The sequence below is a fragment of the Pantoea sp. X85 genome (assembly GCF_029623675.1).
Lineage (GTDB): Bacteria > Pseudomonadota > Gammaproteobacteria > Enterobacterales > Enterobacteriaceae > Pantoea > Pantoea leporis.
In genome coordinates, this window is sequence record NZ_CP121109.1 from 130395 (window position 1) to 150000 (window position 19606).

The following is a 19606-nucleotide window of genomic DNA, read 5'->3' on the forward strand; positions in this document are numbered from 1 at the left end:
GTGACAGCAAGTTATCTGCTCAAACGCCTTCTGCTGATGGTTTACACCTTGTTAGTGGTGTCGCTGCTGGTTTTTGGCATCACGCAACTGTTACCGGCCGATGCGGCTGTCACCTTGCTGGGACAAAACGCCACGCCGGAAGCGCTAGCGGCGGTGCGTGAACGTCTGGGGCTGGATGCCCCAGCATGGCAGCAATATTGGCATTGGCTGACGCAGGCGCTGCAGGGCAACTTTGGCGTATCGATGCGCAATGGCCTTGAAGTGGCGCCGACGCTGCTGACGGCATTATCACGCTCGCTGCTGCTGGCGGTGTGCGCCTTAATTCTGATGCTGATTATCGCGATTCCCCTCGGCATCTGGGCGGCGGTGCGCCGTGGCAAAACCGCCGATGTGCTGGTGAGTGTCATCTCCTATATCGGCATCTCCTTCCCGGAGTTCGTCACCGCCACGCTGGTGCTGCTGCTGTTTGCTGATGTCTGGCAGATTTTGCCCGCCACCGGCTATGTGCCGCTCAGTGAGAACGTCGTCAGCGGGATCCAGCACCTGATTCTACCTTCGGTGACCGTGGCGCTGATTCTGGTGGCGCACGTCTCGCGCATGGTGCGCTCAGAAATGGTCGATGTGTTGCATACCGATTACATCCGCGCCGCGTGGCTAAAAGGCTTATCGCGTCGCCGCATTCTCTGGCGACATGCGCTGCGCAACGGCTTGTTGCCGACCATCACCATTGTGGCGCTGGATGTTGGTTACCTGCTGGGCGGCATTGTGGTGGTGGAGGAGATCTTCGCCATTCCCGGCATTGGCCGCGAACTGATTGTCGCCGTGCAGGCGCGCGATCTGCCCACCATTCAGGCTGGCGTGATGATTCTCGCCGCGACCTATTCAGTGGTGAACTTCCTGGCTGATTTGGCCTATGTCACTCTCGATAAGCGGATCTCCTATGCCTGATATGTTGAAACGTTTGCTGCGTTCACCGCAGGGTGCCGCTGGCGTGCTGATTATCTTGCTGGCGCTGCTGATGGTGGTGGGCGGTGCCCACGTCGCGCCTTTTGACCCCGAATCGATCTCCATCCTGACGCGCTATAAGCCGCCCAGCGCGGAACACTGGTTTGGTACCGATCAGATGGGCCGCGACATCTTCAGCCGCGTAATGGTGGGCGCACGCTCAACCATTCTACTGTCGCTGCTGGCGACCGCGCTGGCGATGGTAATCGGTTCGGTGCTCGGTACCGCCAGCGCCTATCTGGGCGGCAAATTTGATGAGTTCATGATGCGCACCATGGATGCGGTGATGGCGATTCCCAGCCTGCTGTTTGCGTTGCTGATTGTCAGCACGCTTGGGCAGAGCAGCATGAACGCGGTGCTGGCGATCACTATCGCCTTTGTGCCGGGCATGGTGCGCATCTCGCGCAGCGTGGCGTTGGCCGCCCGCCAGCAGGATTACATCAACGCCGCCATCGCGCGCGGCGAAGCCGGGCACTACATCATTCTGCGAGAAATGCTGCCGAATATTCTGGCGCCGATCATCGTGGAAGCCACCATTCGCGTCGCCTTCGCCATCATGCTGTTTGCCACCCTGAGTTTTCTGGGGCTGGGCGCGCAGCCGCCAGAGCCAGAATGGGGATTGATGGTCTCTGAAGCGCGCGCTTACTTCTTTAATGCGCCGTGGATGATGATGATTCCGGGCTTCGCCATCGCATTGGTCGCCATTGGGTTTAATTTACTGGGTGACGGGCTGCGTGATGTGCTCAACCCAAGGAGCCACTGATGAGTGACAAGCTTACACCGGTGCTGTCGGTGGAAAATTACAGTCTCGATTACGCGTTAGCCAAAGGACATGCGCTACCGGTACTGTGTGACATCAACCTGCAGGTGATGCCCGGCGAAGTGTTGGGGCTGGTGGGCGAATCGGGTTCCGGCAAAACCACGCTCGGCTGGGCGATCATGCGCTGGCTGGCGGGCAATGCGCGCGAGCTGCAGGGCGATATTCGTCTCAACGGCGAGAGCCTGCTGACTTTACCCGCGGCCAAACTGACAGCGCTGCGCGGTGCCAAACTCGGCATGATTTTTCAGGATCCCAGCGCCTCGCTCAATCCCACGCTGACATTGGGTGAGCAGGTCACCGAAGTGTTACGCCGCCATCGCGGTTTATCGGCGCGTGAAGCGCAGGAGATGGGCGAATCGCTGCTGCACGACGTTGAACTTAAAAATCCGGCGCGCATGATGCGCCGCTATCCGCATCAGGTGTCGGGTGGCGAGAAGCAGCGCATCCTGATCGCCACCGCGTTTGCCTGCCAGCCGGACTGCATGATTTTTGATGAGCCAACCACCGCGCTGGATGTGATCAGCTCGGCGCAAATCCTCGATCTGTACGAGCGTTTGCGCGAAGAGACCGGCGTTGCGTCGCTCTACATCTCGCACGATCTGGCGTTGGTGGCCAAAGTGGCTAATCGCGTCTGTGTGCTGGAACAGGGACGCATTGTCGAACAGGCCGACACGCGCAGCCTGTTTAACGCGCCGCAAAACGCCTATACGCGCAAGCTGATTGAGGCGGTACCCAATCCGCAGCACCGGCTGGTGCAGGACGCGCCCGGCAACCAACCGTTACTCGGCCTGAAGCAGCTGACCATCGATTACGGCAAACAAGGTTTTCTTGATCGTCTACTGAAGCGTGAAGGCAATACCACGCGCGCCGCCAATGCGGTTGCGCTCACCGTGCATCAGGGAGAAATTCTCGGCGTGGTTGGTGAATCGGGTTCCGGCAAATCCTCGCTCGGTAAAGCCATTACCGGCCTGGTGCCGTTCAGCGGCGAGCTCGACTTTTGTGGCTACGCGCTGCATGGCCGGGCGCAAATGGATAAAGAGTATCGCCGCCGCGTGCAGATGATTTTCCAGCATCCTGATGCCTCGCTGAATCCGCGCATGACCATTGGCGAAATCATCGCACGGCCACTGCGGTTGTATGGTTTACCCGCAGGTGAAACCGAAGCGCAGGCGGTCGCGCGCCTGCTGCAGGAAGTGCGTTTGCCGGCGGAGTTTGCGCAGCGTTATCCGCATGCATTGTCGGGCGGCCAGAAGCAGCGCGTCGCAATCGCCCGTGCCTTTGCCAATCCGCCGGATTTGGTGATTTGTGACGAGATCACCGCCGCGCTCGACGTCTCGGTGCAGGCCACCATTATCGAGCTGCTGCTGGAACTGCGCCGCCGATACGGCACCGCGTATCTGTTTATCACCCACGATCTCAACCTGATTCGCCAAATCGCCCATCGTGTCGCCGTGATGTATCGCGGTGACGTGGTGGAAGTGCTGCCCGGCGACAACATGACGGCGCTGGCGCAACATCCTTATACCCGTGCACTGCTTGATGCGGTGCATATTCCCGACTTATCCAAGTCCGTTGCATGACGAGAGAAACATGAAGCCTGAACAGTTGATTCATCATATCGATCGCGATTTTTGCCTCTCATTCCTGGCAAAAATGGTGCAGCACAAAAGCTACAGCGCCACCGATGGCGAGCGTGAATTGGCGAAATACATGGCCGCGCAGATGGCGCAGCTGGGCCTGGAAACCGAACTGCAGAACGTGTCCGGCAACAGGCTGAATGCCATTGGACGATTGGCAGGCAGCGGCGGCGGCAAAAGCCTGCTGTTCAACGGGCATCTGGATACCAATCCAGTCACCGAAGGCTGGACCGTCGATCCCTGGGAAGGAAAAATCGACGAACAGTTTATCTACGGTATCGGCGTTTCGAACATGAAAGCGGGTGATGCCGCCTATTTTTGCGCGTTAAAAACGTTGATTGATGCCGGTATAAAGCTAAAAGGCGATGTGATTTTGACCTACGTGGTGGGCGAGTTACAGGGCGGCATTGGTACGCTGGCGGCGATTGAGCAAGGCGTGCGCGCCGACTACTTCATCAATGCCGAACCCACCGATCTGCAAGCGCTGACCATGCACGCCGGTTCGCTGATGTTTACTATTGAGCTCACCGGCGATACGCGCCATCTGTCAAAACGGGAAGAAGCGGTGGATGCGATCAGCGCTGCCGTCGAGCTGATTCCGCAGATTAACGGCATGACCTTTAGCGGCGCGAAAACCGCTGAGCATCGCAAGATTAATCGTGGGCATATCGGTACCGTGCATGGCGCGTTAGGCCGCGATCTGGAAGAGTGGCGACCGCCGCAGGTGGCTGACTTTGTGCGCTTAAAAGGCTCGGCACGTTTCGCGCCAGGACAAACGGTGGAAGGTGTGCTCGCCGATCTGCAGGCGCTGCTGAATACCTTATGCCAACGCTATCCGGGCCTGAAAGCTGAACTTTATGATGATGGCATCCGTGATAAACCCACCATGTTACCGTTCGAAGTGTCACCGAAGTCCGCCATCGTCAAAGCGGTGAATCGCGGCTGGAAAACCGTGCGCGGCACCGAACAGCCCACCGGCGTGATCACGCCACCGGCGTTCTTCGGCACCGATGCGGCACATCTCTATCAGCATGCGGGCATGGAAGGGATCGTCTGTGGGCCAGGCGGCAAATACAACACCATGCCGGATGAGCGCGTTGAAATCAGTGAATTCCTCGATATGGTGCGCATCTATCTGCTGGCCATTCTGGAGATTTGCCAGCCGGTTGAGGCCGCGTAATTCAGGTTTAAGCGCTGATGAGAGCTGATAGGATTTAGCCTGACGCAGGACGTTGAACTGAATGATTTATCAGTAACCGTTCTCGCATTACGTTTCGATATGAAATAGGCCACGACGGAGAACATCGCGAGCTATGCCATTTACCGCGAGGCGCATTAAATGGCGTGGTTCTGATGCTTACCAATATTCGGGTTTAACCGCAGGTTTTTTATGCGTCGCAACCCGAACAGGAAACTGGCATGCATCAAGCTCTTCATTAGTGATTGTTCTGCGTATCCAGTGACTGTGATTCTGCAGTGAACCCGGAACACCACGTACGTTGCCCTGGCGGTGCGGCAAAATGATCCCGATACGAATGTCGGGAAAATCTTCGCGAATCGCCTTAAGTGCTGGCGTCATGTCGGTGTCAGCCGATACTAACACCAGCTGCGCGATCCTCTCTTCTATTGGCAACGTCTGCTGTTTAGCAAACAAACGATACATACTGATGGCAATATTCACGTCGGTTTCTTTCTCTTCCAGCTCCCAGATATCTACCTTATCCAGACGTGATGCGGGTAGTTTTTTACTAATGAAACGTGGAGCCCGAGCGTGCTCAAGTCGATGACGTCCGGTGAAGATATTTATTCCGGTCGTTTTCAGCGCGCGAATATAAGTATCCTGAGCGTGTCGGGATTCAATACCGCGTGTGGCGAGGTGGGGAATAACCGAGGAGGTATAATAATTTATTGTTTCAATTATGGCAGTCGGATCCTGTACCCGGCATATATGCGACAGCAGCAATGACAAGTTGAGCCATTTATAAGGCGTACCTGCAAGGAGTCCATAAAATACATTGTATCCATCAATGAATATTGCAGTACGCACTCTTATCCTTCCTTAAGATACGAAAAAACCGGCCTGAGCCGGTTTTTTCACCCTAACGGCCAGTGAACTGAATCGCTGCGTACAGGGTTGAGTTGTGTGGCTAACTTATCAGCATTACTGGCTAAACTCAAGTTGCTCAAGGTGAAATCTAAGCCATAAAGTTTGTAAAATTAGGCTCTTCTTTCGGCTTCAGCAATAGTGCTGCAGTATTTAACTTTGAAAAATCAGGAGATATGCGAATGGTCTTGCTTCAGATTAATGGTAATTCTAATTAAAAGTAACGAGTGCAAATGAAATTTTAAAATATCCATTAACCTGAATTGCTAATTTAAATAACTATCTCAACTGACTATCCTTACTTCCGCGGCGGTTATAACCGCTGATCGCCGCCTGTTTTTTATCGATCTTGCTCTGGCAATTCACGCAGTAACGCACGCCAGCCAATGCTGCGCGACGCGCTTCCGGGATCGGTTCGCCGCACTCGTCGCAAAATTCAGCACTTTCACCGTGCCCAAGATTTTCACGCGCGCGGGCCACCGCATCATCTACCGTGGCATCAATTTGTTTGTGTACCGCACCGTCTTCTGACCAACCGCCAGCCATACTTCACCTCCGCAAATACTCATGCTCTGAGTATAAGACATGACGTGATTTGTGCCGGGCAGCTCAAATTTTCACGCGTATTTAACATGGTTGACACATCATCGCGCGCCATCCTAGACTGCGGCTTGTTCCAAGGGGTGCTCTGTTAAGGGGCTGAGATTCTACCGGCTGGCGTGTATGCGCGGGCAACGTAGTGACCCTCCGAACCTGATCCGGCTAATACCGGCGTAGGGATGCGGAACCGCAGGGCGATATCGCGCCCTGATTCCCTCTTTGTGCTTTGTAGCGGACAGTTCGCGCTCTTCAGGCGTTGCCTGAGAGTCTCTGCGCAATCGCAAAGGTGGCGACGCACATGAACGAAACACACATCATCCAGGCTCTGCTGACATTCCTGCAGCGCGAAGATAGCTCAGACGACGATTTCAACCAGCTGGCCCTCGAAATCTTCGCTTATCAGTTCGCACACAATTCCCCTTATCGCCGCTTCGCCACTCAGCGCGGACGCACGCCGCTGACGGTGAAAAACTGGCGCAACATTCCCGCCATCCCGATTAATGCCTTCAAAGATCTGACGCTCAGCTGCCGTCCCACCGAGCAAATTACCGAGATCTTTATGACTAGCGGCACCACCGGCACGGTAAAAGGGCGCAGTTACCATTCGACGCTGGAGGTGTGGAAAAAATCGATGCTGCTCAACTTCCGCCGTCGCTTTATGGCGGGCCGCGATCGCATCCGCATGGGCATTTTGTTCCCGGATACCGTGGCGATGCCGAACTCCTCGCTGGCGACCTATCTTGATTTGGCGATGAAGGAGTGTGGCACGCCGGACAGTGAAGTGATGGTGGGCGAACATGGCCTCGAAACCAGTCGTCTGTTCAGTGCGCTGGAACAGGCCGAAGCAGGTGGCGAACCCTACGCGTTGCTGGGCGCCAGTTACAGCTTTGTGCCTCTGCTGGATGACATGCAGCGCCAAAAACGCCGCTTCGCGCTGCCGGCAGGCAGTCGCATTCTCGATACCGGCGGTTTCAAAGGCCAGTCGCGCGAGATGGGCGCGGAAGAATTCTACGCTTCGCTCTCTCATGCCTTCGGCATTCCGCGTTCCCACTGCATCAACATGTACGGCATGACGGAAATCAGCACGCAGTTTTACGACGCGGGCAATGAGCTCTGCCCGCCGGTGAAATTCGGGCCGCACTGGATCCGCACGCGTGTGGTCAATCCGCTCACCGGTGATGATGTGCCGGACGGCGAAGTTGGTTTACTGGTGCATCACGATCTGGCGCATTTCAACTCGGTGTCCGCCTTGTTAACGGAAGATGCAGGCGTGAGGGTGCCCGGTGGATTCCATCTGCTGGGACGCGCGACCGGCGCTGATGCCAAAGGCTGTTCGCTGACCATGGAAGCGTTTCTCGCCAGCGCGCAGGCACAGTCGTGAAAGAAATTGCCGGACATCTGCCGGGCCTCTCCGCTGACGAAGTGCATTGGCACACGCTGAGTTTCAATCATCGTGGCGAAAGCCTCGAGGTTTGCGTTCCGCAACTTGATGACGCGCAGATAAAGGCGCTCGCAACGCGCATCCGCACCAACGCCCGCGCTTATCTCCAGCAGCTGAGCGTGGCGCAGATCATGGGCATCATTGATGAAGCGGTGGCGCGACTGCTCGATCGTCATCATCCACTGCGCATCAAGGCCGAAAAGCTGCTGCCCATCGTCACCGGTTACGATGCCGAGATGGTGCGGCTTGGCCTTACCGGCTGTCTGAAAACCTTTCGTCAACCGCAGTTAAAGCGCTTTCTGGCGGAGGATTTCGCCGATCCGCAGATGCTCGACGATTTCCAGCCGCGCCCCAAAGGCGGCTTTACGCGCGCATTTGGCCCGCAATTGTTAATGCATATCTGGGCGGGCAACGTGCCGGGCTTGCCGCTGTGGAGTTTGATCTGTGGTCTGCTGGTTAAGGCGGGCACCATCGGTAAACTGCCGGGCAATGAGCCGCTGATGGCAAGCTGGTTCGCGCAGTTGCTGGCGGAGATCGATCCAAAACTGGGCGAATGTATCGCGGTGGTGTGGTGGAAAGGCGGCGATGCGCAAACCGAACTAACGTGGCTGCGTCAGCCCGATGCGCTGGTGGCTTATGGCGGAAATTCAACGCTGGCGGCGATCCAACAGCGTTTGCCGGTTACCACGCGCTTTCTGCCGCACGGCCACAAAATCAGCTTCGGAATGGTGGCGCGTTCGGCGCTGAATGTACGGCAAGGCGCGGAGCTGGCGCGCCGCGTGGCTTACGACGTGATGCGTTACGACCAGGCCGGTTGCTACTCGCCGCAGATGTTGTTTGTCGAGCGCGGCGGCAAGGTGTCGCCGGATGAGTTCGCCAGCTATATCGCCCATGAACTCGCCGCGCTGGCGCACAAACATCCGCGCCGTCCGCTGGCGAGCGAAGAGATCAATAGCATTGCCGCGTGGCGTAATGGCGAGGAGATTCGCGCGCTGGGCGGCGATCGCAGGCTTTACGGCGAGGCGGCAGACGATTGGGCAGTGGTGAGCGTTGATCATGCGGAGCCTTTATCGCCGGCGGCATTGGGCCGTACGTTGAAAGTGGTGTGCGTGGATGCGCTGGAGGAGGTGGTCGATTTGGTGGCGCCGCAGCGGCATTTTCTGCAAACCGCAGGCGTGGCGGCCACGCCGCAGGCGTTGTTCGGCATTTCGGCTCTGCTCGGGCAAGTGGGCGTTACGCGCATCGCGGCGTTCGGCAATATGACCTCGCCGGAAGCGGGCTGGCATCACGATGGACGTTTTAGTTTGCTCGATCTGGTGACCATCACGGAGATCGAGCAGGGCGCAGAAGCGACCGCCGAGCGTTACGCACCGTATGCGGAGTGACGCGGTAACAGATCGCACATACCGTAGCGGCTAATTTATTGCGCATCAATCAGCTGTGCGCGATAAATCGCGCCGCTACAGATTTTGCGTGACCATATCAACCTGGAGCCAAAATGAAATTCTCTAACCAAACAGTTCTTGTAACCGGCGCAAGCCGCGGCATTGGTGCGGCGATCGCTAAAGCCTTCGCCGCTGAGGGCGCATTTGTGGTGGTGAACTATCTGCGCAATGAAGCTGCTGCTGCGGGCGTGGTTGAGGAGTGCCGCGCATTGGGCGGCGACGCGCTGGCGATTGCCGCCGACGTCATCTGTGAGCAGCAGGTCAACGCCATGATGGAGCAGATCGTCAACGCCACCGGCCGCCTCGATGCGGTAATCAACAACGCTTTCGCACCCTACGTTTTCGACACTGAAAATCGTTCACGTTTCTGGGAAGCGTCGTGGTCAGGCTATCAGTCGCAGTTCGATGGCGCGGTAAAAGCCGCCTATAACGTCTGCCAGGCGGCGCTGCCGTTAATGCGCGCGCGCGTGCGCGGCAGTATCGTTAATCTCACCAGCGATCTGGTGGCGCGTCCTTCAGTGCCTTACCACGATTACATCACCGCGAAAGCGGCGCTAACCGGCTTTAGCCGCACGCTGGCGACGGAGCTGGGCCCGCTGGGGATCCGCGTAAACTGCGTGGCGCCCGGTCTGGTGTATCCCACCGATGCCAGCCAGGCAACGCGCGAAGCGGTGCGCGATTCTCTCACCGCGCAAACCCCGCTGCGGCGCATCGCGCGACCGGAAGATGTTACCGGCCCGGTGCTGTTTCTCGCCACCGACTGGAGCGAATTTGTTACCGGGCAAACGTTGTACATTGATGGCGGATTAGTGATGAATTGATCCGTACGGTCGCCATTCATGGCGATCGGTTTAATCCTGCGCAAGCAAATAGCTATCCAACCTGATCAACGCGATCACATATTTCGGCAACGCCTCCAGCAGCGATGGCAGATGGATTGTCTCGTCGGCACCGTGCGGCAATCCATGGCCTTCGGGTAAAAAATCGGGCGTGTTTGCTGCGGTTTTCCGGTAACCGGGCCCAAAGGTGATGGCGTTTGGCAGCTTCTTCGAATGGGTCACGCCGCCCATCGCGTAAGGGCGATCGTCATTGCCGGTGGTGTCATTCCACACTTGCTGCAGCAGCGAAATCACCGGATGTGAGGCCGGCAGGAAGAACGGAGCCACGTCGCGCCAGCCGGGATCGAGCGTAATGGTAGTAGCGGCTAACTGCTGCTGCAGCATCTCGACGATCTGCTCGCCGCGCCACGAAACCGGATAACGGATATCGCAGTCAATGCTCAGCGTGTCGGCGCGATGGCTGTACCACACGCCCGCGTTCAGCGTCAGTTTGCCGGACTCCGCATCTTCCAGCCCCAATCCGGCGCTCTCGCCATACGGCGACGCAAACAGCTGTACCAGCGTTTCCGCCAGCTGACGTTCGTGATCGCCCAATAGCTCCAGCTCAATCAGTGCGGTGAGCAGCACCTGCGTGGCATTCAGCGTGCCGTCGGGGAAGGCGGCATGCCCGCCGTTGCCGCGCACTTTCAGGGTGAAAGCGCCATCGTTTTCCGGCTTGATCGACACATAGGTCGCGGCAATGCCCTGCAGTAGCGCCAGCTTTTCACTAACCGCATGCTGATCGGCCTGCGCAATTCGCACGCTGGCGAAATCCGGCACGCTATTGCTGGCCGATCCGGCAACAATATCCGCCAGCACGCCCGACTCGGCGACATTCAGGGTAAAACTGAGTTGCCCTTTCTGCGCATTGTTCACCGGGAACATGCCATCGGTGACAATCGAATAATCGGGCACCGGACCGTTCTCCGCGAACCACGCCATATCGGCCATGTTGGTCTCTTCCGCCAGGCCATAAACGATGCGCAGATTGTGATGCAGCGGAATTTTCAGATCGCGCATCAGCTTTAACAGATAGAAATTGAGCACGCCGGGCCCTTTGTTATCCGCCACGCCGCGACCAATCACAAAATCGCCGTGCTGCGTTAGCGCAAAGGGCGGAAAGGTCCAGTTGTCGCCCGCTGGCACCACATCCAGATGGTTGATCAGCCCGATGTCGCGCGCGTGCTCGCCATAAATCACCGAACCGGCGTAGCCCTGATGCTGTTCGGTTTTGAAACCGGCCTGCTCGGCCTGATCTAACACCTGCTGCAAGATTTGCGCGCACTCGGGGCCAAACGGCGCGCCTGGCGCTGCGCGGTCGGCGCGACTGATGCTGGGAATAGCAATCCATTCGGCCAAATCATTGGTTAATGCGGCGCGGTGCTCCGCGATCCATTGCTGGATCTGCGGCAACAGCGCGCTTTCCTGAGGTGATAACGACGCGGACATAAGGCTTCTCCTTCAATTTATGCACAACATAAAACATTCCACCGCGTCGGCTTAGACGCGTTTGCGCGAACCATTGCTACCACGCAGCTAAGCGCCACTTCATGCGCATTCCTGCAAAGCTTAGCTATTTTTGTTGCTCGTATTGCATGGCAAAGCAACGGAGATTAACGCCCTACGACGCTAAGTCACCAGTAATGCAGGAGAATTAAGGTGGATAACAGCCCCGCAGCCGGAGCGACAGTCGGCGTGGATGTCGGAGGAACCTTTACCGATTTTGTTTTATTTGATCCGCAACGCCAGCAACGCTTTTTCCATAAACAGCCCAGCACGCCCGCCGATCCCGCTCTGGCGGTAAGTGACGGGCTGCGCGCCGTGCTGCTGAAAAGCGGTTTGCCCGCCAGCGCGCTATCGCTGGTGTTGCACGGCACCACGCTGGGCCTCAACGCCATTATCCAGCGGCGCGGCGCGGATATCGCGCTGGTGATCAGCGCCGGTTTCCGCGATGTGCTGGAGATCGCGCGTGCGCGTATGCCGTCCTCCTTTGATTTTCATGCCGACCGCGAGCCGCCTTTTTTACCGCGTCAGCGCGTGCTGGAGATCCCGGCGCGGTTTAGTCCCGCCGGTGAAGTGACGCAGTGGCCAACTGAGGCCGAACTGGCGATGGTGGCATCCGAGGTTCTGCAACTCAAGGTAAGCGCGGTGGCGCTGGTGACCATCAACGGTTATGCCAATCCCACGCGTGAAGCGGAACTGGCAAGCGCGCTGGCCGCAAAGTTAGGCGCTGTGCCGGTGCTCTCTTCGGCGCAGCTGTGGCCGGAGATTCGTGAATATGAACGCACGCTGGTGGCCGGGCTGAACGCCTATATTCAGCCGCTGATGCAGCGCTACTTTAACCGGCTAGGCGATTTACTGGCGCAGCAGGCGATTGACGTTCCCTTATTGATCACCGCGTCCAACGGCGGCGTGCTGCCGCTGGACGCCGCGCATCAGCGCCCGGTGGACACGCTGCTCTCCGGACCGGCATCCGGCGTGATTGCTGCGGCGCATCTGGCGTCCGGAACGGGCTTTGTCTCCTTTGATATGGGCGGCACCAGCAGCGATATCTCGCTGTCGCAGCAGGGCGAAATCGAACGCGTTAACCGCACCGAGATTGGCGGCCTGCCGCTGATTCTGCCGGTGGTGGGCGTATCGGCGATTGGTGCCGGCGGCGGCTCCATCGTGCATGTCGATGGTTTCGGCATTCTCAAGGTTGGCCCAGAAAGTGCGGGCGCGGATCCGGGCCCGGTAGCCTATCAGCGCGGCGGCACGCAACCCACTCTCACCGATTGCTATCTGGTGAGCGGCATCTTATCCGCCGACGCGGCGTTGGCGGGCACCATCACGCTGGATCACGCCGCCGCACTTCGCGCACTCAGCGAATTGGGCGAAACGTTAGGTTTGGCGGCCGAACAGGTGGCAAGCGGCGCTATCGCAGTAGCCACCGCGCAGATGGCGACCGAACTGAACAAAGCGCTGGCGCAGCGCGGATTGACCGCCGATGGCTTGACGCTGATTCCCTTTGGCGGTGCGGGCCCGACCCACGCCAACTTCTTTGCCGAAGAGGCGGGCATCAACCGCATTCTGGTGCCGCTGCGTCCCGGCACGTTCTGCGCCGAGGGCGCGATCAGCGCTGATATCCGCCGCGACTTTGTGCGCAGCCTGCGCATCAACGTTACAGCGGAGAGCTACGGCAAAATCGCCGCCACCGTTGCGGAGCTGCATCAGCTGGCGCAAAAGTGGTTTGCCGAACAGGCCAGCCGCCTCAGCGAGCGCGCCCATTATCGGGTGGAAGCGGATATGCGCTATGCCGGGCAGGCCTACGAACTCAGCGTCACTCTCGGCAGCCCGGCAAGCATCACGCATCAACAACTGCTGGAACATTTTCAGCAGCTGCATCAGCAGCGTTATGGCTTTAACACGCCTGACGCGGCCATTGAACTCACCACGCTGCGCCTGTCACTGAATGCCGCGTTGCCGCGCCCAACCGACAAACCTTTTAACGCAGACGTTGAGATTGATGAGCCAGTTTCGCGCCCACTTTATCTGCGCGGCGGCTGGGTGAATGCGCGCATCTGGCAACGTGTGAACATCGGTAAGCAGAGCCACATTCACGGCCCGGCGGTGATCGAACAAGACGATACCACCACGCTGATCTTGCCTGGCTGGTCGGCGTGCACCGATAGCAGCGGCAATCTGTTGATTGCGCGTGTAACGGGAGACGCAGCATGAAACTGGATGCCATCACCCTCGAAATCCTCAACCAAAAACTCACCGCGCTCACCGAAGAGATGTGCCACATCCTGCAGCGCACCGGACGCACGCTGTACGTCAAGGAAACCGCCGATTTTTGCTGCGCGGTGGCTGATCTACAAGGCCGCTTCTTTGCCTATCCGAAAGGTATTGGCGTTTCCGGTTTTGTCGGGCTGAACGCGCTAACCGCGATTCAGGCGGTCGGCGAGGTCGCGCCCGGCGATGTGATTCTGACTAACGATCCCTGGCGCTCGCGCGGGCTGGCGACGCATCTGCCAGATTTGCAGGTGCTGGCGCCGTGGTTCGTCGATGGCGAACTGGTGGCGTGGGGCTGGGCTTTTTTACACGCCTCCGACGTTGGCGGGCGCGTGCCGAGCAGCATCTCGCCGACCAACAGCGATATTTATCAGGAAGGGCTGCAAATTCCGCCGGTCAAGCTGGTGCGTGCGGGTGAACTCAATCGTGATGTGATGAACATTCTCACCGCCAACAGCCGCACGCCGGATGCGATTGCTGGCGACATTCAGGCGATGCTGGCCGCGCTCAATGCCGGTCGCGATCGCCTGAATCGCATCGTGGCGCAGCATGGCGTTACGGAAGTGGTGCAGGCGCAGCAGGATTTGCAGGCATATTCGGCCATTCGCGCGCGCCAGGTGCTGCGCCGCATTCCCGACGGCGTTTATCAGTTTGAAGATTACCTCGATGACGCCGCAGGCAGCGGCTTGCCGGTGCGGCTCGCCATCACCGCCACCTTTAACGATGGCAACGTGCATCTCGATTTCACCGGCAGCGATGCGCAGGTGGCGGCGGCGATCAACATTCCCAGCCACGGCGATCCACATGCGTGGCTGACGCTGCGCATTTTGGCGCTGGTGTGCACGCTGGACAAAGGCGTGCCGCTGAATGCCGGTTTACTCGCGCCGGTGACGCTGTTTGCGCCCGCCGGATCGCTGGTCAATCCGCACTATCCGGCGGCAGTTGGCGTACGCCATGCGGCGGCGGTACGCGTGAATGATCTGCTGAACGGTTTGCTGGGACAGCCGTTGCCGGACGTAATGCCCGCCGCCAGCGGTGGCACCATCATTCCGCTGGTGATCGCCGAAGTGGCGCGCAATGGCCGCGAGCAGAATGTGCAGGTGATCGAACCGATGGTCGGTGGTGGCGGGGCGCGCTGCGGGCGCGATGGCATCGACGGCCGCGACAACAGCATCTCGAATCTGGCGAACAATCCGGTGGAGATGGTGGAAGCGGAAACCCATATCGAAATCCGCCAGTACGCGCTGCGCCCCGGTTCTGCCGGCGCAGGACAATGGCGTGGCGGCATGGGCCAGCAGATTCGCGTGCGCATTCTGCAAAATGACAGCACGCTGCTGGCGCGCGGCATGGAGCGCATGCTGTTCCAGCCGTGGGGCGTGCAGGGCGGCCAGCCGGGGGAATCGACCAGGCTGACGCTTAATCCTGATGTCGCGGGCGGTCAACCGCTCGGCAAGATCGATCTGCTGAGCGTCAACGCCGGTGACGAAGTGCTGCTGCAAACGCCCGGCGGCGGCGGTTGGGGCGATCCCTTCAAGCGCGATGCGCTGGCGGTGCAAAACGATGTCGATAACCATTTGCTGAGCCACGCCGACGCGGCGCAGCACTATGGCGTGGTGTTTACCGATCACGGCATTGATGCCGCGGCCACCGCCGCCTTGCGCAGCCAACCGCGTGCGGCGTCATCTTCCTTCGGCGCGGCGCGCGAGAACTGGCAAACGCTGTTTGAGGGCGATGTGCTGACGCGGCTCAATCAGCTGCTTTATCCACTCAGTCCGGCCGAACGTCAGCGCCATCGCTCTGCGGTGTTTGCCGCCGCGTTAGCGCAGTTACCGGCAGATTTTCCCCGTTCAACTTCTCCAGATATCGCGACGGCGCGCCAGGCGTTTGTCGCTGCGCTGCGCGCGCTGGAGAGTGAACTTTCAGCGTCAATTACCTCAATACCAGGAGATGGCCATGCGCCAGTTAAATAACAAAAAAATCCTGCTCACCGCGCTGGTGGGCATGTTGATCAGCGGTGCGGCGAGCGCGGCTGAAACCACAGACTCGGTGATCGTTGGCGTTTACGGCGGTGACTGGGAGAAAAATATCCGCGCGTCCGGTCTGGAGCAGTTTGCCAAAGATAATCACCTGAAGCTGACCGTAGTGCCGGGCGCGGATGCCGAATGGTTTGCCAAGTTGCGTGCCGCCAAAGGCCGTCGTTCGCCGTATGACGTGGTGGTGTTCCAGCCCGATACCGTGCAGCGCGCGCAGGCGGCGGGCTTGCTGCAGCCGCTGGATGCCAAAGATATTCCCAACCTGAATAATCTGTATAAGAGCGTGCAGTCGCGCTTTGTTTATGACAATCAAACCTACGCTGCCGCCTTCAGCCTCGGCCAGCTTGGCCTCGCTTATCGCAGCGATCTGGTGAAAACCCCGCCGAAAAGCTGGCTCGACTTGTGGAATCCGGAATACAAAGGCCACGTAGCGATTTCATCGCCGACCTACGCCGCCGGTTTGCAGTTCTTCGCGGGCTTAGTACACGCGTTGGGCGGCGAACTCAATCAGCCTGCCGCCGTGGATAAAGTCTTCACCAAACTGGCGGAACTGCGCGGCAACGCGGTGGCGTTCCCGGATAGTCCGGGCGCGATTCAAACCCTGCTGGAGCGTGGCGATGCGTGGGTGGTGCCGTACTGGGATGGCCGCGTGTTTGCGCTCAAGCAGCAAGGCATGAAAGTCGATTTCGTCTATCCATCCGATGGCCCGGTTGTCGGTGCCGCGAACTGGGTGATTCCAAAGGGCGCGCCGAACCTCGCCAACGCCTATAAAGTGGTTAACGCCATGTCTGCGCCTGACGTGCAGAAAGCCTTCTCGGATAAATCACTGTATGGCATGACCAACAAAGACGTGCAGTACAGTGACAACCTGAAGAAGCAGGTGAAAGTGGGCGAAGAGGCCTACAGCAAACTGATTTGGATTGATTACAGCACCGCCACGCCGCAGTTGGCGGACTGGACGCGTCGCTGGAGCCAGGCGCTGGGTGGTGCCAAATGAGTTCAGTCGTCATTGACGGCGTAGCGCGGCAGTTTGATAACCATCGCGCGCTGAATGACGTCAGCATCACCATCGAGCAGGGCGAGTTTTTCTCCCTGCTCGGGCCGAGCGGCTGCGGCAAAACCACGCTGCTGAATATCATCGCCGGATTTTTGTCGCCGAATAACGGGCGCGTGTTGATTGGTGGCAAGGATGTCACCGCGCTGCCGCCGTATCAGCGCCACATCGGCATGGTGTTCCAGAACTACGCGCTGTTTCCGCATCTGAGCGTGGGCGATAACGTCGCGTTCGGGCTGAAGGTGCGCAAAGTATCGCGCAGCGAACAGCAGCGTCGTGTCACCGAAGCGCTAAAGCAGGTGCGACTGGAAGGGCTGGCGCAGCGCATGCCGCATCAGCTTTCCGGCGGACAGCAGCAGCGCGTAGCGATTGCGCGCGCGCTGGCGATTGAACCGCAGGTGCTGCTATTGGATGAACCGCTGTCGAACCTCGATGCGCGCCTGCGCAAGGAGATGCAGGACGAACTGCGCGCGTTGCAGCAGCGCGTCGGCATCACCACGGTGCTGGTGACGCACGATCAGGAAGAGGCGCTGACGCTGTCGGATCGCATTGGCATTCTCGGCCAGGGCGAGCTGCAGCAGATTGGCGCGCCCGCCGCGCTCTATCGCCAACCGGCGAATCGCTTTGTCGCTGAGTTTGTCGGACAGGCCAATCTGTTCCATGCCTCTGCGCACAACGGACTTTACCAGGCGCGCGATCACTTTGTTGTCGCCGGATCAGCGCTGCAACTCAGCGCCGCGCAACCGGCAAGTGCCTCATCGTTGCTGATTGTGCGCCCTGAGCGCGTGCAGTTCTCCAGCGAGCCGCAGCAATTTACCAGCAACGGCAGCGCCGCCAGTGTGAAAGAAGTGAGTTTTGCCGGTGCGACCTTGCGGCTGGTGTGCCAGTTGCCGGGCGGCGGCGAGATCCGCGTGCAGCCCGCAGAAGCGCACTTTTCACAGCTGCCCGCGCCGGACGATCGCTGCTATCTGCACTGGCAAGCGGCGGATGTCATCGTGCTGCCCGCGCAGGAGCGCGCCTGATGAAGATCGCCACGCGTAATCTGTTTCCCTGGCTGCTGCTGACGCCATCGCTACTTTTTCTGCTGCTGTTTTTGCTGGTGCCGCTGCTGCTGCTGTTCGACCAAAGCCTGACCAACGTTGATAGCCTGCTCAATCCGCTGCCCGGTTACAGCCTGGCGCAATATGTGACGGTGTTTGCCGATCCGCAATATCTGCACGCGCTCTGGACCACGCTGTGGGTGTCGTTGCTCTCCGCCGCGATTACCGTGCTGCTGGCGTGGCCGGCGGCGTGGCTGCTGGTGACGACGCAGCGGCGCGGCTGGCGCACGCTGCTGTATGTGATCCTGATTTCTCCGCTGCTCACCAGCGTGGTGATCCGCACCTTCGCGTGGATTGTGCTGCTGGCGCAGAATGGTTTGATCAATGGCTTTCTGCTGTTCACCGGCCTGATTCCGCAGCCGCTGAGTCTATTGTGGAACATGAATGCGGTGATCATCGCTTATGTGCAGGTGATGCTGCCGTTTGCCGTACTGCCGCTGATTACCTCGCTGAATGAAATCGCGCCCTCGCTGCGATTGGCGGCGATGAGTCTGGGTGCTACGCCCGCGATGACCTTCCGCCGCGTGGTGCTGCCTTTGACGCTGCCCGGCATGCTAACCGGTTTCATCATCGTCTTTTCCCTCGCGGCGGGCAGCTACATCACGCCGTTGCTGATTGGTGGGCGCTTACAGCCGCTGCTGCCGATCGCCATTTATCAGCAGGCGATGCAGATCGCTAACCTGCCGCTGGCGGCGGCGCTGTCATTGACGTTGCTGGTGATGACCTTGATTGTCGCCGGGATTGCGGGCGCGTTCCTGAAACGCTGGGAGAAGAAAAATCATGGATAACACGCAAAGCCTGGCACAGCGCCTGACGCAGTTCGGCGTGACGCTGGCGGGCATCGTGATTTACGCCTTTTTAGCGCTGCCGGTGCTGGTAATTGTGCTCTCGGCGTTTAGCCCGGAACCGTATCCGCAGTTTCCGCCGCAGGGATTCTCGCTGCGCTGGTTTAGCGCGCTTTTACAGGATGACGGTTGGATCGCGTCGCTGTGGATCAGCGCCTTGCTGCTGGTGATCGTCACGCCAATCACCGTGGTGCTGGGTACGTTTGCCGCCTGGTCGCTGGCGCGGCTGGAGTTCCGCTATCGCGAAGCCTTGCAGGCGTTTATTCTGTCGCCGCTGATGATTCCGCAAGTGGTGCTGGGTATTGCGTTGCTCTATGTGCTGACGGCGGCGGGTATCGCCGGGATGATCAGCGGGCTGGTGATTGGCCATGTGGTGGTGGCGCTACCGTATGTGGTGCGCACCGTTAGCGTGAGCCTGGCGGCAATGGATAAGCGGCTCGAAGCGGTATCGATGAGTTTGGGCGCGGGGCGCTGGTATACGTTTCGCCACGTCACGCTGCCGCTCATTAAGCCCGGCATTCTGGCCGGTGCGGTATTTGCGGCGGTGACCTCGTTTGGTGAAGTCTCCGTGAGCCTGTTTCTCAGCGCGCCAGACACCATCACCGTGCCGGTTCGGGTATTTAATTACGTCGATCAGACTTTCGATCCTACGGTGAATGCGATTTCGGTGATCTTTATTATCTTCGCGGTGCTGATTTTAATGGTGATTGAGAAAACGATTGGGCTGGTGAAGTTGAGTTAGATTGTTCGGTTATCGCCGCCGTGATGGGGAAATAATGGGATCGTTGCGTGATAATAATGGATATTGCGTTTACGAGTCTTTCTCAGAAAATTCTTTAGTTAAACGAGTAAACCGCACTGGTAAGTGCG

16 protein-coding genes and 1 riboswitch are annotated in these 19606 nt (G+C 58.8%); of the genes, 13 read left to right on the plus strand and 3 right to left on the minus strand.

Features of this window, described 5'->3' with window-relative positions:
• From P6287_RS20290 to P6287_RS20305, 4 genes are read left to right on the plus strand one after another with little or no spacing between them, the layout of a single operon-like run.
• Complete coding sequence (locus P6287_RS20290) at positions 1 to 948, plus strand: ABC transporter permease (RefSeq protein WP_110867133.1); 948 nt, start codon at positions 1 to 3, stop codon at positions 946 to 948.
• Positions 941 to 1768 carry an ABC transporter permease gene (locus tag P6287_RS20295; protein WP_277975218.1) on the plus strand — a complete coding sequence of 276 codons (828 nt, stop codon included), beginning with the start codon at positions 941 to 943 and terminating at the stop codon, positions 1766 to 1768. The genes P6287_RS20290 and P6287_RS20295 overlap by 8 nt, the downstream gene beginning before the upstream one ends.
• Positions 1768 to 3405: an ABC transporter ATP-binding protein gene (locus P6287_RS20300; protein WP_277975219.1), complete on the plus strand. Its 1638-nt coding sequence runs from the start codon at positions 1768 to 1770 to the stop codon at positions 3403 to 3405. Before P6287_RS20295 ends, P6287_RS20300 begins: the two co-directional genes overlap by 1 nt.
• A gap of 10 nt (positions 3406 to 3415) precedes the next feature.
• Positions 3416 to 4642 carry a M20/M25/M40 family metallo-hydrolase gene (locus P6287_RS20305; protein ID WP_277975220.1) on the plus strand — a complete coding sequence of 409 codons (1227 nt, stop codon included), beginning with the start codon at positions 3416 to 3418 and terminating at the stop codon, positions 4640 to 4642.
• A gap of 177 nt (positions 4643 to 4819) precedes the next feature.
• Here the strand turns inward: P6287_RS20305 and P6287_RS20310 are convergent, their stop codons facing one another.
• Both P6287_RS20310 and P6287_RS20315 read right to left on the minus strand, forming a co-directional pair.
• On the minus strand, positions 4820 to 5509 hold the full coding sequence (locus P6287_RS20310; protein ID WP_137387070.1) for an NYN domain-containing protein: 690 nt from the start codon (positions 5507 to 5509) through the stop codon (positions 4820 to 4822).
• A 336-nt stretch (positions 5510 to 5845) separates the two neighbouring features.
• Entirely contained in the window at positions 5846 to 6112 is a 267-nt protein-coding gene (locus P6287_RS20315; protein ID WP_008110643.1) for a DksA/TraR family C4-type zinc finger protein, read from the minus strand.
• A 123-nt stretch (positions 6113 to 6235) separates the two neighbouring features.
• A riboswitch (TPP riboswitch) is annotated at positions 6236 to 6363 on the plus strand.
• A 101-nt stretch (positions 6364 to 6464) separates the two neighbouring features.
• On the opposite strand from P6287_RS20315, the gene P6287_RS20320 reads away from it, so the two are divergent.
• The 3 genes from P6287_RS20320 to P6287_RS20330 all read left to right on the plus strand — a co-directional run bounded on the left by P6287_RS20320 (position 6465) and on the right by P6287_RS20330 (position 9873).
• Complete coding sequence (locus tag P6287_RS20320) at positions 6465 to 7547, plus strand: long-chain fatty acid--CoA ligase (protein ID WP_277975221.1); 1083 nt, start codon at positions 6465 to 6467, stop codon at positions 7545 to 7547.
• Positions 7544 to 8992, plus strand: a complete 1449-nt coding sequence (locus P6287_RS20325; RefSeq protein ID WP_277975222.1) for an acyl-CoA reductase — start codon at positions 7544 to 7546, stop codon at positions 8990 to 8992. The genes P6287_RS20320 and P6287_RS20325 overlap by 4 nt, the downstream gene beginning before the upstream one ends.
• A gap of 113 nt (positions 8993 to 9105) precedes the next feature.
• Positions 9106 to 9873: an SDR family oxidoreductase gene (locus tag P6287_RS20330; protein ID WP_277975223.1), complete on the plus strand. Its 768-nt coding sequence runs from the start codon at positions 9106 to 9108 to the stop codon at positions 9871 to 9873.
• Positions 9874 to 9903: 30 nt separating this feature from the next.
• Here the strand turns inward: P6287_RS20330 and P6287_RS20335 are convergent, their stop codons facing one another.
• Positions 9904 to 11379 (minus strand): Sapep family Mn(2+)-dependent dipeptidase, encoded by a 1476-nt coding sequence (locus P6287_RS20335; protein WP_277975224.1) that lies wholly within the window; start codon positions 11377 to 11379, stop codon positions 9904 to 9906.
• Between the two features lie 210 nt (positions 11380 to 11589).
• On the opposite strand from P6287_RS20335, the gene P6287_RS20340 reads away from it, so the two are divergent.
• From P6287_RS20340 to P6287_RS20365, 6 genes are read left to right on the plus strand one after another with little or no spacing between them, the layout of a single operon-like run.
• Positions 11590 to 13647, plus strand: coding sequence for a hydantoinase/oxoprolinase family protein (locus tag P6287_RS20340; RefSeq protein ID WP_277975225.1), 2058 nt, complete (start codon positions 11590 to 11592; stop codon positions 13645 to 13647).
• Complete coding sequence (locus tag P6287_RS20345) at positions 13644 to 15674, plus strand: hydantoinase B/oxoprolinase family protein (protein ID WP_277975226.1); 2031 nt, start codon at positions 13644 to 13646, stop codon at positions 15672 to 15674. Before P6287_RS20340 ends, P6287_RS20345 begins: the two co-directional genes overlap by 4 nt.
• Positions 15658 to 16734, plus strand: coding sequence for an ABC transporter substrate-binding protein (locus tag P6287_RS20350; protein ID WP_277975227.1), 1077 nt, complete (start codon positions 15658 to 15660; stop codon positions 16732 to 16734). Before P6287_RS20345 ends, P6287_RS20350 begins: the two co-directional genes overlap by 17 nt.
• Positions 16731 to 17813, plus strand: a complete 1083-nt coding sequence (locus tag P6287_RS20355) for an ABC transporter ATP-binding protein (protein ID WP_277975228.1) — start codon at positions 16731 to 16733, stop codon at positions 17811 to 17813. The genes P6287_RS20350 and P6287_RS20355 overlap by 4 nt, the downstream gene beginning before the upstream one ends.
• Positions 17813 to 18679 carry an ABC transporter permease gene (locus P6287_RS20360; protein WP_277975229.1) on the plus strand — a complete coding sequence of 289 codons (867 nt, stop codon included), beginning with the start codon at positions 17813 to 17815 and terminating at the stop codon, positions 18677 to 18679. Before P6287_RS20355 ends, P6287_RS20360 begins: the two co-directional genes overlap by 1 nt.
• On the plus strand, positions 18672 to 19478 hold the full coding sequence (locus P6287_RS20365) for an ABC transporter permease (RefSeq protein WP_217547923.1): 807 nt from the start codon (positions 18672 to 18674) through the stop codon (positions 19476 to 19478). Before P6287_RS20360 ends, P6287_RS20365 begins: the two co-directional genes overlap by 8 nt.
• The last annotated feature ends 128 nt before the right edge of the window (positions 19479 to 19606 follow it).